Source organism: Streptomyces malachitofuscus (assembly GCF_055571035.1).
On sequence record NZ_JBVIGA010000031.1, the window covers coordinates 57280 to 71357 of the forward strand.

General features: G+C 70.7%; 12 protein-coding genes. 8 read left to right on the top strand and 4 right to left on the bottom strand.

Annotated elements, in window-relative coordinates; all coding sequences use genetic code 11:
* Positions 1 to 84 precede the first annotated feature (84 nt).
* The 3 genes from ACZ44S_RS34100 (at position 85) to ACZ44S_RS34110 (ending at position 4188) form a co-directional block, all read left to right on the top strand.
* The gene (locus ACZ44S_RS34100; RefSeq protein WP_466936272.1) at positions 85 to 936 is read left to right on the top strand and encodes a helix-turn-helix domain-containing protein; all 852 of its coding nucleotides are present in this window, start codon (positions 85 to 87) and stop codon (positions 934 to 936) included.
* The gene (locus tag ACZ44S_RS34105; protein ID WP_466936274.1) at positions 933 to 1139 is read left to right on the top strand and encodes a DUF397 domain-containing protein; all 207 of its coding nucleotides are present in this window, start codon (positions 933 to 935) and stop codon (positions 1137 to 1139) included. Before ACZ44S_RS34100 ends, ACZ44S_RS34105 begins: the two co-directional genes overlap by 4 nt.
* 469 nt (positions 1140 to 1608) lie before the next feature.
* Positions 1609 to 4188, top strand: a complete 2580-nt coding sequence (locus tag ACZ44S_RS34110; protein ID WP_466936277.1) for a hypothetical protein — start codon at positions 1609 to 1611, stop codon at positions 4186 to 4188.
* A gap of 443 nt (positions 4189 to 4631) precedes the next feature.
* Here ACZ44S_RS34110 and ACZ44S_RS34115 read toward each other — a convergent pair whose 3' ends face one another.
* The 3 genes from ACZ44S_RS34115 to ACZ44S_RS34125 all read right to left on the bottom strand — a co-directional run bounded on the left by ACZ44S_RS34115 (position 4632) and on the right by ACZ44S_RS34125 (position 7037).
* Positions 4632 to 5339 carry an ester cyclase gene (locus ACZ44S_RS34115; RefSeq protein WP_466936279.1) on the bottom strand — a complete coding sequence of 236 codons (708 nt, stop codon included), beginning with the start codon at positions 5337 to 5339 and terminating at the stop codon, positions 4632 to 4634.
* Positions 5340 to 5442: 103 nt separating this feature from the next.
* Positions 5443 to 6216, bottom strand: a complete 774-nt coding sequence (locus tag ACZ44S_RS34120; protein WP_466936282.1) for an SDR family NAD(P)-dependent oxidoreductase — start codon at positions 6214 to 6216, stop codon at positions 5443 to 5445.
* A gap of 140 nt (positions 6217 to 6356) precedes the next feature.
* Positions 6357 to 7037, bottom strand: a complete 681-nt coding sequence (locus tag ACZ44S_RS34125; protein ID WP_466936285.1) for an MOSC domain-containing protein — start codon at positions 7035 to 7037, stop codon at positions 6357 to 6359.
* A gap of 80 nt (positions 7038 to 7117) precedes the next feature.
* Between ACZ44S_RS34125 and ACZ44S_RS34130 the strand changes: the two genes are divergently transcribed.
* Positions 7118 to 8014 (top strand): LysR family transcriptional regulator, encoded by an 897-nt coding sequence (locus tag ACZ44S_RS34130; RefSeq protein ID WP_466936288.1) that lies wholly within the window; start codon positions 7118 to 7120, stop codon positions 8012 to 8014.
* 51 nt (positions 8015 to 8065) lie between these two features.
* Here ACZ44S_RS34130 and ACZ44S_RS34135 read toward each other — a convergent pair whose 3' ends face one another.
* The gene (locus tag ACZ44S_RS34135; RefSeq protein WP_190161148.1) at positions 8066 to 8398 is read right to left on the bottom strand and encodes a WhiB family transcriptional regulator; all 333 of its coding nucleotides are present in this window, start codon (positions 8396 to 8398) and stop codon (positions 8066 to 8068) included.
* 380 nt (positions 8399 to 8778) lie between these two features.
* Between ACZ44S_RS34135 and ACZ44S_RS34140 the strand changes: the two genes are divergently transcribed.
* The 4 genes from ACZ44S_RS34140 to ACZ44S_RS34155 all read left to right on the top strand — a co-directional run bounded on the left by ACZ44S_RS34140 (position 8779) and on the right by ACZ44S_RS34155 (position 13733).
* Entirely contained in the window at positions 8779 to 9390 is a 612-nt protein-coding gene (locus ACZ44S_RS34140; protein WP_003948568.1) for a response regulator transcription factor, read from the top strand.
* A gap of 828 nt (positions 9391 to 10218) precedes the next feature.
* Positions 10219 to 10806: a sigma-70 family RNA polymerase sigma factor gene (locus ACZ44S_RS34145; RefSeq protein WP_006130726.1), complete on the top strand. Its 588-nt coding sequence runs from the start codon at positions 10219 to 10221 to the stop codon at positions 10804 to 10806.
* Between the two features lie 172 nt (positions 10807 to 10978).
* A complete protein-coding gene (guaB, locus tag ACZ44S_RS34150; RefSeq protein WP_466936291.1) occupies positions 10979 to 12481 on the top strand; it encodes an IMP dehydrogenase in 1503 nt (500 codons plus the stop codon).
* Positions 12482 to 12608: 127 nt separating this feature from the next.
* Positions 12609 to 13733 carry a GuaB3 family IMP dehydrogenase-related protein gene (locus ACZ44S_RS34155; protein WP_037939546.1) on the top strand — a complete coding sequence of 375 codons (1125 nt, stop codon included), beginning with the start codon at positions 12609 to 12611 and terminating at the stop codon, positions 13731 to 13733.
* Positions 13734 to 14078: the final 345 nt, after the last annotated feature.

Consider the following 14078-nt stretch of genomic DNA (forward strand, 5'->3'; position numbering starts at 1 on the left):
GATGGCGGGCAAGGTGGCGGTGCGTCCGGCCTACGGTGCGAGCACGGGTGACCGTTGGACGGGTGTGCTGAGGGGGCGGGTGCGATGGAGTCGGGAGCGGACTCGGGTGCGGGCGTGGAGGGCGGCGCGGGCGCCGATTCCACCGGGGAGTTCCTGCGCTGCTTCGGACGGCAGATGAAGCTGCTGCGGGAGGCCGCGGGGCTGACGCAGGCGCAGTTGGGCGAGCGGGTCGGGTACGGCGAGGCGCAGATCGCGGCGGTGGAGCAGGGGCGGCGGATTCCACGGCCGGAGCTGGTGGACGCGGTGGACCGGGAGGTGGGCGGTCGGGGGTTGCTGGTGGCCATGAAGGGGGAGGTGGCGAAGGCTCGGTATCCGGGGTTCTTCCGGCGGTACGCGGAGATGGAGGCCGAGGCGGTCGAGCTGCACGCGTACGACAACCACGTCGTCAAGGGGCTTCTCCAGACAGAGGAGTACGCACGGGCGGTCTTCACCATGTGGCGGCCACTGCTGGACCCCGAGGTCATCGAGCAGCGTGTGGCGGCCCGGTTGGAAAGGCAGAAGCTCTTCTCCCGGCGGCCTGCACCTCTCCTGAGCTTCGTCATTGAGGAGCAGGCACTTCGCCGCCCGGTTGGTGGTCGAGAGGTGCTGCGTGGACAGCTGGAACAACTGCTGTTGTACGGGCAGGAGCGCAACGTCGAGATGCAGGTCATGCCGACGGACCGGGACGAACATGCCGGTCTGGGTGGGGCTTTCACGTTGATCCACCTCAAGGACCAGAGCAGGATGGGCTACATGGAGGTGCAGGAGGCGAGCATCCTGTACACCGCGCCCAAGAAGGTCAGTCCCTTGGAAGCAACGTACGGCGTTCTCCGAGCGCAGGCGCTCACTCCTCGGGAGTCGCTGACCTTCATCACGAAGCTGTTGGGAGAGCAATGAAGGCAAGCAGCCCCGAGCCTGCCGCTGACAGGCTGAGCTGGTTCAAGAGCAGCTACAGCTCTGGAAGCGGCGGTGACTGTGTTGAGATCGCCGATGCCGGTTCGGCCGTGATGATCCGGGACTCCAAGCGACCGGACATAACGTCCCTCAGTGTCCCCCTTGCCCAGTGGACGGCGTTCGTGCGGATGGCCGCAGGCGTCTGAGACGAACGAGGGGCGGTGGGGAGGCTTTTGCACTCCCCACCGCCCCTCACTCATGCCCGAAGGGCACTGCCCTGCTCACTCGCTCTTCTTGCGTCGCCCGCCTGCCTTCTTCTCGGGACGCCAGTTGACGAGATCCGCCTCGGACAGTTCGCGCTCCGCCGCGACGGCCTTGTCGTACTCACCGCGCAACGCGTCCGGCGGAACTTCGGCTCTCGGTCCACGCCCGGAGATCGTCCTCGAGCACGCGGGCCTGCGCCTGGAGATCCTTCAGCTCACCCACGGGCCCTCACGGCCCACCCCCCAGCCCTCGCGCACGAACCACCCCGATCCCCGTCAAGGGGAGATTCCCGCCGAAAGGGCTCCGGGGGAGGGCGCACGGGGCCATCATCAGGGAGCCGCAGAGTCTCGGGGCCGGCGTCCGGTGGGGAGACGTCGACGGGTGCTCTCTGCCGCGCACGGGGGGCATGGGATGGCATGGACGAGGGCGCTGGGCGCGTGCGCGGGTGTGCTGCTGTCCCTGCTCTGCCTGACCGGTGCCGCACCGGCGGATGGTGGTGGGGAGAACCGGGAACGCGCCGGAAAACTCGCCATCGAGGTCGCGTGGAACGCGTCGCGTGACGAAGTGGTGATCCGCGAGCGCTGCACGTACACCCTTGCCCCCGACAGTGAAGCCCTGGCCGCGGTACGGAAGGAGGGGACGGCATTCTGCGGCGGCTACTTCCCGAGCCCGAGCGAACTGACGGATGCCCGCCTGGGCGACCCGACGACGAGGGTACGGCAGGAGTCGCCCCGGAGCCCCGTACGGGTGGAGACGGGTACCGCCACATACGAGTCGGTCGTCCCCGGCCTGGTGACCCGGCTCATCGACATCGACATGGCGAGAGCCTTGGAGGGCCAGCCCGCAGGCCTCCCCGGGGACTGGACGGTCGAAGTGAAGGCTCCGCGCTGGTCCTTCACGGGAATCCGCGGACCGGTGGAGTCACAGTCACCCGACACGGTCACGTGGAAGGTGACGGGCGCCTCGCAGGAAGAGCCGGCGGTCACCCGCTCGGTCCGGCTGAGCAGGACCCTGGAGACGACCGAGCCGTTCACACTGCGGTGGTGGCCGCTGCGGCTCGAGCGGGTCACGGCCTTCGGGGTCGCCGCCTGCGGAATCGGTGTTGTCGCGGCACTGCTGGTCGCACGGCTCGTCGGCCCTGCCGTGCGAGGGAGGTGGTGGACGGCCGCCATGGTGCTCGCGGTGATCGCCTGCCTCCTCGCGTTCGGCGTCCCGGAGCCCGTGCTGTTCCATCCGGCGACGATTCCGTCGGACGACACCCCGGACATCGCCTTCGTGGGGGACTGGGAGCCGAGTGCCGTGCTGGGCCTGTGGCTGTGGTATGTCCTGCCTGTGGCCGGATGGTGGTTCAGCCATCGTCTGGCCACGGGCGGGCCGCCTTCCGGCCGCATGCTCGCCGCGAGCGGTGCGACGCCCCTGCTGCTCCTGCCCGCCATGATGGCCAGCGGGACGACACCGAACCTCACGGGGTGGATTCTGCCGGCGGTCACGGGTGCCCTGGCAATCACCGTGGCGCTCGTCCTGCGTCATGGCGGGGGACGCGTCGGGCGGCGCTGGGCCGCCACGGCGGGCACGCTGCTGTGGCTCACGGGCCTGGTCCACTGGGCCGGTCACTCCCCGGTGCTGGACGACGGCGACGTGCCGTGGACGGTCCATGAGACGGTTGCCGTACTGGCCTGCACCTGGCCGCCCGTCGTGTGGCTCACGTCCCTGCTGGGACCGGTACTGGGACACACTGTGCGGCCACTGGACCGGGCGCTGAGCGGCATCTTTCTCTGGACCCTGTTGACGGGCCCGTTCCTGGCGTCCGCCGTGGCCGAGCGGATCTTCGGCGATCAGGGCTTCCCGTCCTCCCCCTTCACGGGGTACGTGGGGCTTCCGCTCTGCGTGATGGCGTTCTGCGGAGTGGCCCTCCAGCTCGTGTACCTGCTGCGGCGCGGTGGACTCAGGGACCGGGGCCGCGCCATCGAGCCGGTCGGTCGTGTGCTCCTGGTCTGTGCCGTGCTCATGGCCCTGGGGTACCCGAGCCTGCGCACCCTGATCATCTGGGGCGTGGCGCTCGCCGTGCTGTGGGCGGCTCTCGGCTCGTGGCTGCTGATCCCCGTCGGATCGGGCGTGACCGCCGCCAAGTTCCGGCGGGTCGAGAAGCGGGCGCACGCACCCTTCATGAACCGCTGGGTGCGCACCCAGCTCCTGTGGGACACCCGGGCCGACTTCCAGCGAACGGCACGCTCGACGCTCGCCGAGGACATGCCCGTGACGGACTTCGACGACCGCTGGAGGAAACTGGACGTGCCCGGTCGGTGCGGAGACCCGGCGACGCGGCTGGCCCGCGCGAAACGGTTCGCGCTGGGGACGAGCGCCGGAGCTCCGCCGGGGAAGGAGGGCCTGCGCGGCGCGCTGCTCATGCAGCTGCTCGCCCTGCCGTGGGCCACCTACCAGCTTCTGTTCACGGAGGCGGTGGGCCGCGACGCTTCCACGCCGTTCGCCCTCGGTGAGATCTCCAAGCTGCTGAGGTTCGCCCACTGGGCGCTGTACGGCTTCGTCTTCGGCTACTTCTACGCGCTGCTGCGGGGCAGCACCCCGATCGCCAAGGCGGCGATGCTCATGGCGGTGGTGCTGCCCGCCGAGTTGTTGGTCGTGACCCCCCTCACCGCGGACGTCGCGTACACGGTGAACCCGTCGTGGAACGACACAGCGGTGACCTGCGGTGTCCTGGCCGGTCAGATCCTGGTCCCCTGCATGGTGCTGGGGCTGGTCTGGGAATGGCGGCTTGCCCAGGCCGCCGCCCTGAAATGGTCCCAGGTGCGCAACTTCCGCCGGCTGTCCTCCGTCACCGTGCCCCTCGGCACCGTCCTCGTCGCCGCCGCCACCGCGTTCGCCACGGTGGTCGCGGGAGCCTGGGCCCAGCAGGAACTCCAGCCGCCCCCGGGTGCCCCGTCGCCGACGCAGTCCGCACCGGCACAACCCGGGCTCACGCCCGCTCCCTGATGCACCATCACGCAAGAAGATGCGTGCCTTACGGGGCGGACTGCGGCGGGGCTGCACGAAACCGGACGTACGTCACACCGGCTGCGCATGCGCGGTCGTCCTCTCGGCCGAGCGTGCCGAGCAGGACCAGTACCGGTGGCGCGCCTTGTGCGTCTGGCCGGAGGCCGGATCGCAGCGTCGGTCCGACGCGGAGGACGGGTCGGGCTACTCGTCCGGCCTGGACATCACCGTCGACCCTGACCACCCGTCGGCACCCTGTCGAATCGGTCCTATCAGTCGCACACGACAGCGGCATGGTCGCCGCTGCGCTGTCGGTGTGGCGTGCCAGAGGCTCTCACGGAGACGGCTTTCGGGCTGCGCTTGACGCGGGCCGGGGACGACGAGGACCGCCGGAGCGGCAGCCTGCTGCCACTCCCCGCCGCGGACCAGCACCGCTCGGGCCGCTACAGCTCCGTCGGCTCCAGCGCCCCCAGTTGTGCCATCAGCCCCAGCCGGTCGTACTGCCACCAGCCCTCGACGATCTTGCCGTTGCCGCCGAAGCGGAAGATCGTCGTGCCCGTCATGGAGACGTCCTTCCCCGTTGCCGGGATACCGAGGAAGTCGGCCTTGTGGGTGCCCTTCCAGCTCCACCGGGTGCACACCCGGTCCCCCTCGGCCATCTGGTCCTCGATACGGAAGGAGAAGTCGAAGCCGCCGCGCCACACGTCCATCTCGCGCCGGAGGTGATCGAGGCCGATGACGTCCTGCTCGTTGGCCGGATCGTGGTCGTGGTAGTGCTCCTCGACCAGTCCGGTCATCGGGGACAGGTCGTCCGCCGTGGTCAGCACCTCGAAGAAGCGCCGCGCGGAGTCCGTGTTCAGCTGCGCGTCGCGCACCACGTTCAGGTCCGTGAACGTGGGCATTTCGTCACAGAGTGCCACCATCTCGCGGAAGATCCGGTCGGTCTCCGGGAGCTGCGAGTTCCGCATCGCCTCCTCGTACGAGGGGAACTCCACGATCTCGACGACGTGCGACGCGTCCGAGCGGTCCTTGCCGACCACCGCGTGGGTCGCCGTCCGCTTCCCCTTGGTCTGCTCGACCCACTGGTCCATGAGCCGGTCCATCTCCTCGAACCGGCTCGTCCTGCAGTCGATGAGCTGTACGAAGGTCATGACACTCGCCTCCGGTGCCCCCTGGGTCCGGGTTCGGTCCTGTCACGACCCATTTTCCTCCGGGGAGCGGGCTTCGTCCCGCTGTGGCCGTGCCCGCGCCGGGCTACCGCGGTCCGTACTTCCGCCCGGTCCGCGACGAGATCCCGCCCAGCAGCCCGCGCGGCACCAGCTTCGCCGCCCCCATCAGGGCCTTGTACCGGGGGTCGGGGATCGACAGCGACTTGCCCCGGGCCAGGTCCGCCAGCGCCGCCGAGGCGACCTTGTCCGCGTCCAGCCACATCCAGTTCGGGATGTTGTCCGTGCCCATCCCCGCCCGCTCGTGGAACTCGGTGCGTACGAAGCCGGGGCACAGCGCCATCAGGCGGACACCGTGGCCGGCGAGGTCCACGGCCGCGCCCTGGGTGAACTGCACGACCCACGCCTTCGACGCCCCGTACGTCCCGCGCGGCACGAACGCGGCGGTCGAGGCGACGTTGACGACACCTCCGCGCCCGCGCTCCTTCATCGCCTCCACCGCCGCCGATGTCAGCCGGAGCACCGCCTCGCAGTGCACCTTGAGCATCGTCAGCTCGTCGGACACGGGGACCTCGAGGTAGCGGCCCTTATGGCCGAAGCCGGCGTTGTTGATCAGCAGGTCGACGGGGTTCCTGCGGTCGCCGAGACGCTCGGCCACCGCCTCGATGCCCTTGTCCTCCGCCAGGTCGGCGGTCAGCACCTCCGCCTCGATGCCGTGGCGGTCGTGCAACTCGGTGGCCTGTTCGCGCAGCCGGCCGGTGTCGCGGGCCACCAGCACCAGGTCATGTCCGTCGGCCGCCAGCCGCCGCGCGAACGCGGCACCGATCCCAGCCGTCGATCCCGTAATCAGAGCCGTTGTCATGGCGCAAGAGTAGTTACCCGGAGCGGAGTCGTCCGCTCAGTGCTGCCGTCGGGTGCCGCGCGCTCCGCCCGCTCAGTGACAGTGGCCGGCCGGGAGGCGGCACCGCCCGGCCTCCTGCGACCTGTGGGGGTGAGGGTGCGTCAGATCGACTGCTGCGTCCCGTACTTCTCCAGGTACCGCCGTGCCGCGGCCGCCGCCTCCGGGTGCAGGGCCTCACCGGCCTCCTCCAGTCGCGGCAGCAGCGTCCGCTCGGTCGTCACCGCCCGGAACTGCAACGCCACCGTCACCTCGTGATCCGGGCGGTGAATGATCCGTACGGCGTCGCCCGCACGTATCTCACCGGGCCGGATCACCCGCAGATACGCCCCCGGCGCACCTCGCTCCGTGAACCGCTTCACCCAGCCCTTCTCACCCATGTGGCCCTGGAAGGTGCGGCAGGGGATGCGCCCCGAGGTGATCTCCAGGACCACGTCGGGCCCGACGGCCCAGCGCTCGCCGATCAGGGCGCCGGACACGTCGATGCCCTCCGTGGTGAGGTTCTCGCCGAACGAGCCGTTCGCCAGCGCGCGCCCCAGCGTGCGCTCCCACGCGTCGAGATCCTCGCGGGCCACGGCGTACACCGCCTGGTCGTCTCCGCCGTGGTGCCGCGTCTCGCACACGGCGTCGCCGTCCAGGCCGCTCGCGCCGATCCCCTTCGGTCCGGGCGCCGCCACCCGCACCGGCCCGTCGACGGGCCGCTTGTCGATACCGGTCACACCGTCGCGGTGTTCCGTGTACGGAACGGTCTTGGGCTGTCCCACGTTCACCGACAGAAGCTTCATGCGTCGCACGGTAAGCGATACGAGTCAAAGCGTCGATGCAGTATTCGGCGCCGCACCAAAGGACCGCTTATTCTTGTGGTGTGATTGAAGCCCGCCATCTCCGCGTGCTGCGCGCCGTGGCCGCCACCGGTTCCTTCTCCGCGGCGGCCCGCGAGCTGGGCTGCACCCAGCCCGCCGTCAGCCAGCAGATGAAGGCCCTGGAGGCCTCCGTCGGAACGCCCCTGCTCATCCGCAGCGGCCGTGAGATGCGCCTGACGCAGGCGGGCGAGGCGCTGGTACGGCACGCCGCCGGGATCATCGCCGGACTCACCGCGGCCGAGGAGGAGGTCGCGGCGATCGCCGGGCTGCGCGCGGGCCGGGTCCGGCTCGTCTCCTTCCCCAGCGGTAGCTCCACGCTCGTCCCGACGGCCCTCGCCGCTCTGCGGGACGCCCACCCGGGCACGCGCGTGTCCCTGGAGGAGGCGGAGCCGCCGCGCTCCGTGGAGATGCTGCGCGAGGGCGACTGCGATGTGGCCCTCGCCTTCCGGTACGAGGGGGCGGCGGGCGCCGAGGAGTGGGACGACCTCGTCGTACGGCCGCTGTTGTCGGACCGGCTGGTGGGCCTCGTGCCGGAACGGCACCGGCTGGCCCGCGCGGAGTCCGTCGCCATCGGTGAACTCGCCGACGAGCCCTGGATCGCCGGCTGTCCGCGCTGTCGGGGACAGTTGGTCGAGGTGTGCGAAACGGCCGGCTTCACCCCCCGCATCGACTTCGCGACCGACGACTATCCGGCGGTCGCCGGACTGGTGGGCGCGGGGCTCGGGGTCGCGGTCCTGCCTCAGCTGGCCATCGAGTCCGTACGGCCCCGGGGCGTGCGCACCGTTGCGCTGGAGCCGGCCGTACGGAGGGAGATCGTCGCGCTCACCCTGCCGGACCTCGCTCAGGTGCCCGCGGTCACCGCGACGCTGGAGAAGCTGGCGGCTGCCGCGGCACGGTGACAGAACAAGGGCACGCACGCGTGCCCGATTGTTTTCTGGAGAAACGTTCCTTCAGTTGTTCGGGGCGGTGGCGTGCCCGGTGCCGGCCGACGCCGACACCAGCCGGTTGCGCGCCCGCCCCATCAGCTCTTCGCGCTCGTCCTCGGTCAGGCCGCCCCACACGCCGTACGGTTCACGAACCGCCAGCGCGTGTGCGGCGCACTCGGCGCGCACCGGGCACCTCATGCAGACCTCTTTGGCCGAGTTCTCGCGAGCGCTTCGAGCCGCACCACGCTCGCCCTCCGGGTGGAAGAAGAGCGAGCTGTCCACCCCGCGGCAGGCAGCCAGGAGCTGCCAGTCCCACAGGTCCGCGTTCGGTCCGGGAAGGCGGGAGAAATCTGCCATTGCGTGACCCCTTGTAGCCGTTCTGGGCGGATCCGGTGTCCACGACCGTACAACTACGATCCAAGGAGATGAAAATATGACTCATTGCGAATCTAGCCCCGGACACCATCAAAGGGGAAGAAATGGGTCTGAATGGGGCATGAGTTGTGGTGAAAGTCCGGGGGTCCGCCGCGCATGTCTGCACCGTGAACGCCTCCTCACGTAGAGTGCCGAAGATGGCAGACGGCCCCGTAACTCTTTCGAGTGACCGTCGTTGAGAGTGCGAGGCGGTTGAAGGAACAAGCGCTCGGGCGGGCGTCCGAGACGGTCGACCGCACAGGTGACGATTTCGTACCAGCCTGGAGGCTCAAGGTGACGCGCATCAGCTGCGGAGGGCGGCCATGACTTCCGTCCTCGTCTGCGACGACTCCCCGCTTGCCCGAGAGGCGCTCCGCCGCGCGGTCGCGACCGTGCCCGGTGTCGAGCGCGTGACGACGGCGGCCAACGGCGAGGAAGTCCTCCGCCGCTGGGGTGCCGACCGCTCGGATCTGATTCTGATGGACGTACGCATGCCCGGTCTGGGCGGCGTCGAGACGGTCCGGCGCCTGCTGTCCGCCGACCCGGGAGCGCGCATCATCATGCTCACCGTCGCCGAGGACCTCGACGGTGTGGCGCTCGCGGTGGCCGCGGGTGCGCGCGGCTATCTGCACAAGGACGCCTCCCGCGCGGAGCTGCGCGCCACGGTCACGCAGGCGCTTGCCGACCCGACCTGGCGGCTCGCCCCGCGCCGGCTGCGCTCGGCCGAGATGGGTGCCGCGCCCACGCTCACCGCGCGTGAGATCCAGGTCCTCGAAGGCATGAGCCACGGCCGGTCCAACGCCGAGATCGGCCGCGAGCTGTTCCTCTCCGAGGACACCGTCAAGACGCACGCGCGTCGGCTCTTCAAGAAGCTCGGTGCCTCGGACCGGGCCCACGCGGTGGCGCTCGGGTTCCGGTGGGGTCTCGTGCGCTAGGGCCCGCCCTTCGGGCCGGGCCGGATGCGGTGCGCGGCATCGAGCGCAGCCCGGCGAACGGGGGCCCATGGACGCCCCCGCCCCGGACGGGGGCGCGGGCGGCGCCGGGAACGCATGGGTGCCACGGGCGCGCGGTGACGCGGGTGTGTTCCGCGCGGCGCGCCCCGATGCGGCTGCCTGTCGCGCGGCGCACGCCGATGGGCGTGCGGATGTCACGCCGAGGTGTCCGCGGCACGGTGTGCTGCGGTCGTCCGGTGGCCGTGCGGGCGCCGCTGTCCGTGTGTGCGGGTGTCCTGCTCGCCGGGTGGCGCGAACGCGGGTCTGCTCCTGGTGCGCGGCCGGACGTCCGGGTGCCGCCTGCCCGCGGTGGCGTGCCGGTGCCCCGCGTTCGTGGCGCTTCCCGGATCGGCTTCGCGCGTACGCGTGTCGCCGTACAGCTTCTGCCCTCGTGCGAGGGCGCCCGAGGCGGCGGCCGGGCACCCCGTGCGGTGCCGCACCGGCGGTCCGGGCCCGCGCGCCGTCCCACCGCGTGCGACCGGACGCCGGGCCGACGAGGGCGCACGGCAGGTCCCCGGGACGGCCGCGTACTCCGCGGGAACCACGCCGGAAACCACGCCCACCAGGGCGTCCCCGGTGGCCGGAAGACGCCCGCTGCTTGTTTCGCCGCGGATGCCGCATCCTTGAGGTGTGGAGTTCCTCGGGGACGAGTCGGTCGAGCGGAAGGGGAGGGCGCAGGGTATGAGTTCCGGCGCACCTGCTCATAACGCTTCGGTGCACAACCAGGGACACGGTGCCGCGGACCCGACGTCCGCAAGGCACCATGGACCGATGCGCGACGACGAGGCGGGCACTGCCCAAGGGGCGATCGGTGCGCTCGTCCATCGCGCTGTCGACGGAGACGAGCAGGCCACGCATGATCTGCTCGCCCATGTCCATCCCCTCGCGCTGCGTTACTGCCGCACGCGGCTGTCACGGCTGCCCGGCGATGCCCGGCACTTCGTGGAGGACCTCGCGCAAGAGGTCTGCGTCGCGGTGCTTCTCGCACTGCCCCGCTACAAGGACACCGGCCGGCCCTTCGAGGCGTTCATCTTCGCCATCGCCTCCCACAAGGTCGCCGACCTCCAGCGCGCGGCGATGCGGCACCCCGGTTCGACCGCCGTGCCCTCCGACGAGATGCCCGAGCGGCCCGACGACTCCCTCGGCCCCGAGGAACGCGCCCTGCTCAGCAGCGACGCCGAGTGGGCCAAGAAGCTGCTGGCCAGCCTGCCCGAGAACCAGCGCGAGCTGATCCTGCTGCGCATCGCCGTGGGACTCACGGCGGAGGAAACTGGACAGATGTTGGGAATGTCACCCGGCGCCGTCCGCGTGGCCCAGCACCGCGCGCTGAGCCGGCTGCGCGCCCTGGCGGAGCAGTAACCCCCCGCCGCCGCGCGGCCGCTTCGGCATACGAACGCCATATGAACGGAAGATCAGCCGTTCCCGTACGAACATACGAAGCCGGGAGCCGTGCCGAACCGTGGAATGAGACACCTCCGCTTCCCGTTAGCATGGGCATCCGCACCGATCAAGGCCATTTGGGGAAGGTGTCATGACTGCCAACGTCGACGGAGTGCCCGGAAAATTCGCGACACTCGGGCTGACCTACGACGACGTGCTGCTGCTGCCGGGCGCATCCGAGGTGCTCCCCAACGCGGTCGACACCTCGTCCCGCATCTCCCGCAACGTCCGGGTGAACATCCCCCTGCTCTCGGCCGCGATGGACAAGGTCACCGAGTCCCGCATGGCGATCGCCATGGCCCGTCAGGGCGGCGTCGGCGTGCTCCACCGCAACCTCTCCGTCGAGGACCAGGCCAACCAGGTCGACCTGGTGAAGCGCTCCGAGTCCGGCATGGTGACCGACCCCATCACCATCCACCCGGACGCCACGCTCGGCGAGGCCGACGCCCTGTGCGCGAAGTTCCGCATCAGCGGCGTCCCGGTCACCGACGGCAACAAGAAGCTGCTCGGCATCGTCACCAACCGCGACATGGCCTTCGAGACAGACCGCTCCCGTCGGGTACGCGAGGTCATGACCCCGATGCCGCTGGTCACCGGGCACGTCGGCATCTCCGGCGTCGAGGCGATGGAGCTGCTGCGCCGCCACAAGATCGAGAAGCTTCCCCTGGTCGACGACGCGGGTGTCCTCAAGGGCCTGATCACGGTCAAGGACTTCGTGAAGGCCGAGCAGTACCCTAACGCCGCCAAGGACGCGGAGGGCCGCCTCATCGTCGGCGCCGCCGTGGGCGCCAGCCCCGAGGCCCTGGAGCGGGCCCAGGCGCTCGCCGAGGCCGGTGTGGACTTCCTGGTCGTCGACACCTCGCACGGCCACAACAGCAACGCCCTCAGCTGGATGGCGAAGATCAAGTCGAGCGTCGGCGTCGACGTGATCGGCGGCAACGTGGCCACGCGCGACGGCGCCCAGGCGCTGATCGACGCCGGTGTCGACGGCATCAAGGTGGGCGTCGGCCCCGGCTCCATCTGCACCACTCGGGTCGTCGCGGGAATCGGCGTTCCGCAGGTCACGGCCATCTACGAGGCGTCCCTCGCGGCCCGCGCGGCGGGCGTCCCGCTGATCGGCGACGGCGGACTGCAGTACTCCGGCGACATCGGCAAGGCGCTCGCCGCCGGCGCCGACACCGTGATGCTGGGCAGCCTCCTCGCGGGCTGCGAGGAGTCCCCCGGCGAGCTGCAGTTCATCAACGGCAAGCAGTTCAAGTCGTACCGCGGCATGGGCTCGCTGGGCGCCATGCAGTCCCGGGGGCAGGGCCGGTCGTACTCGAAGGACCGCTACTTCCAGGCCGAGGTCGCCTCCGACGACAAGCTCGTGCCCGAGGGCATCGAGGGCCAGGTGCCCTACCGCGGCCCGCTGGCCAACGTGCTGCACCAGCTCGTCGGCGGTCTGCGTCAGACGATGGGCTACGTGGGCGCCGCGACCATCGACGAGATGGAGTCCAAGGGCCGCTTCGTCCGCATCACGTCGGCCGGTCTCAAGGAGAGCCACCCGCACGACATCCAGATGACGGTCGAGGCGCCGAACTACAGCCGCCAGTAGCGGCGGGCTTCTCGAGGGCGGCTCCGGAGCATCCGGGGCCGTCCTCGCGTGACGTCCGGGGCGGTGGGCGCCGCGGCCGTACGGGATACTGGAAGGCGCTGCAACGCATCAGGGAAAGGCCACAGACGTGACTGAGATCGAGATCGGGCGCGGCAAGCGCGGCCGCCGGGCGTACGCCTTCGACGACATCGCCGTCGTCCCCAGCCGCCGTACGCGGGACCCGAAGGAGGTCTCGATCGCCTGGCAGATCGACGCCTACCGCTTCGAGCTGCCGTTCCTGGCCGCTCCCATGGACTCGGTCGTCTCGCCGGCCACGGCGATCCGCATCGGTGAGCTCGGCGGCCTCGGCGTGCTGAACCTCGAGGGCCTGTGGACGCGCTACGAGGACCCGCAGCCGCTGCTGGACGAGATCGTCGGCCTGCCCGCCGAGGCGGCCACCCGCCGTCTGCAGGAGATCTACGCCGCGCCCATCAAGGAGGAGCTGATCGGGCAGCGCATCAAGGAGGTGCGCGACTCGGGCGTGGTCACCGCCGCCGCGCTCTCCCCGCAGCGCACCGCCCAGTTCTCCAAGGCCGTCGTCGACGCGGGCGTGGACATCTTCGTCATCCGCGGCACCACGGTCTCCGCCGAGCATGTCTCCGGTTCGCACGAGCCGCTGAACCTGAAGCAGTTCATCTACGAGCTCGACGTCCCGGTGATCGTCGGCGGCTGCGCCACCTACACGGCCGCCCTGCACCTGATGCGCACCGGTGCGGCGGGCGTCCTGGTCGGCTTCGGCGGCGGCGCCGCGCACACCACGCGCAACGTGCTGGGCATCCAGGTGCCCATGGCCACCGCGGTCGCCGACGTGGCCGCCGCCCGCCGTGACTACATGGACGAGTCCGGCGGCCGGTACGTGCACGTCATCGCGGACGGCGGGGTCGGCTGGTCCGGCGACCTGCCCAAGGCGATCGCCTGCGGTGCGGACTCCGTGATGATGGGCTCCCCGCTGGCCCGCGCGACGGACGGTCCGGGCCGGGGCAACCACTGGGGCATGGAGGCCGTCAACGAGGAGCTGCCGCGCGGCCAGAAGGTGGACCTCGGCACGGTGGGCACGCTGGAGGAGATCCTCACCGGCCCGTCCCACACCCCCGACGGCTCGATGAACCTCTTCGGCGCCCTGCGCCGCGCGATGGCCACGACCGGCTACAGCGAGCTGAAGGAGTTCCAGCGCGTCGAGGTGACGGTGGCGGACTCGCAGCACCGGCGGTAACCGCTGCGCGAGCCTCTCACGGCAGACGAAAGGGCCGGTCACCCGGAAGGTGACCGGCCCTTTCGCGTGCCTGAAGGAGATCTGCGGGAGCGCGTGTGGCGACGTAGGGGCGCGCGGTTGCACTGGGGCCCTGTTCGCGCTGGTGCACCCGGTTGAGGCCGCTAGTGTCCTCAACGGCGCCCCAGTTCTTCTGGGAGCCCCCTTCCAAGGACCTGGTCCGGACCCCGCCCTCGGGGCCCGGCCCGATTCCGACGGACCGTCCACCGGGCTACTGGGCGGTGTCGTGGAAGGGGGCGCCCATGGGACGCCACCGCAGGCCCACTCGCTGGGACCGGATCCGTCTGT

Excerpts from the sequence above, each read along its gene's own strand:
- ACZ44S_RS34100 (WP_466936272.1), top strand. The coding sequence starts at position 85 with ATGGAGTCGGGAGCGGACTCGGGTGCGGGCGTGGAGGGCGGCGCGGGC.
- ACZ44S_RS34105 (WP_466936274.1), top strand. The coding sequence starts at position 933 with ATGAAGGCAAGCAGCCCCGAGCCTGCCGCTGACAGGCTGAGCTGGTTC.
- ACZ44S_RS34110 (WP_466936277.1), top strand. The coding sequence starts at position 1,609 with ATGGCATGGACGAGGGCGCTGGGCGCGTGCGCGGGTGTGCTGCTGTCC.
- ACZ44S_RS34115 (WP_466936279.1), bottom strand. The coding sequence starts at position 5,339 with ATGACCTTCGTACAGCTCATCGACTGCAGGACGAGCCGGTTCGAGGAG.
- ACZ44S_RS34120 (WP_466936282.1), bottom strand. The coding sequence starts at position 6,216 with ATGACAACGGCTCTGATTACGGGATCGACGGCTGGGATCGGTGCCGCG.
- ACZ44S_RS34125 (WP_466936285.1), bottom strand. The coding sequence starts at position 7,037 with ATGAAGCTTCTGTCGGTGAACGTGGGACAGCCCAAGACCGTTCCGTAC.
- ACZ44S_RS34135 (WP_190161148.1), bottom strand. The coding sequence starts at position 8,398 with ATGGCAGATTTCTCCCGCCTTCCCGGACCGAACGCGGACCTGTGGGAC.
- ACZ44S_RS34140 (WP_003948568.1), top strand. The coding sequence starts at position 8,779 with ATGACTTCCGTCCTCGTCTGCGACGACTCCCCGCTTGCCCGAGAGGCG.
- ACZ44S_RS34145 (WP_006130726.1), top strand. The coding sequence starts at position 10,219 with ATGCGCGACGACGAGGCGGGCACTGCCCAAGGGGCGATCGGTGCGCTC.
- guaB (WP_466936291.1), top strand. The coding sequence starts at position 10,979 with ATGACTGCCAACGTCGACGGAGTGCCCGGAAAATTCGCGACACTCGGG.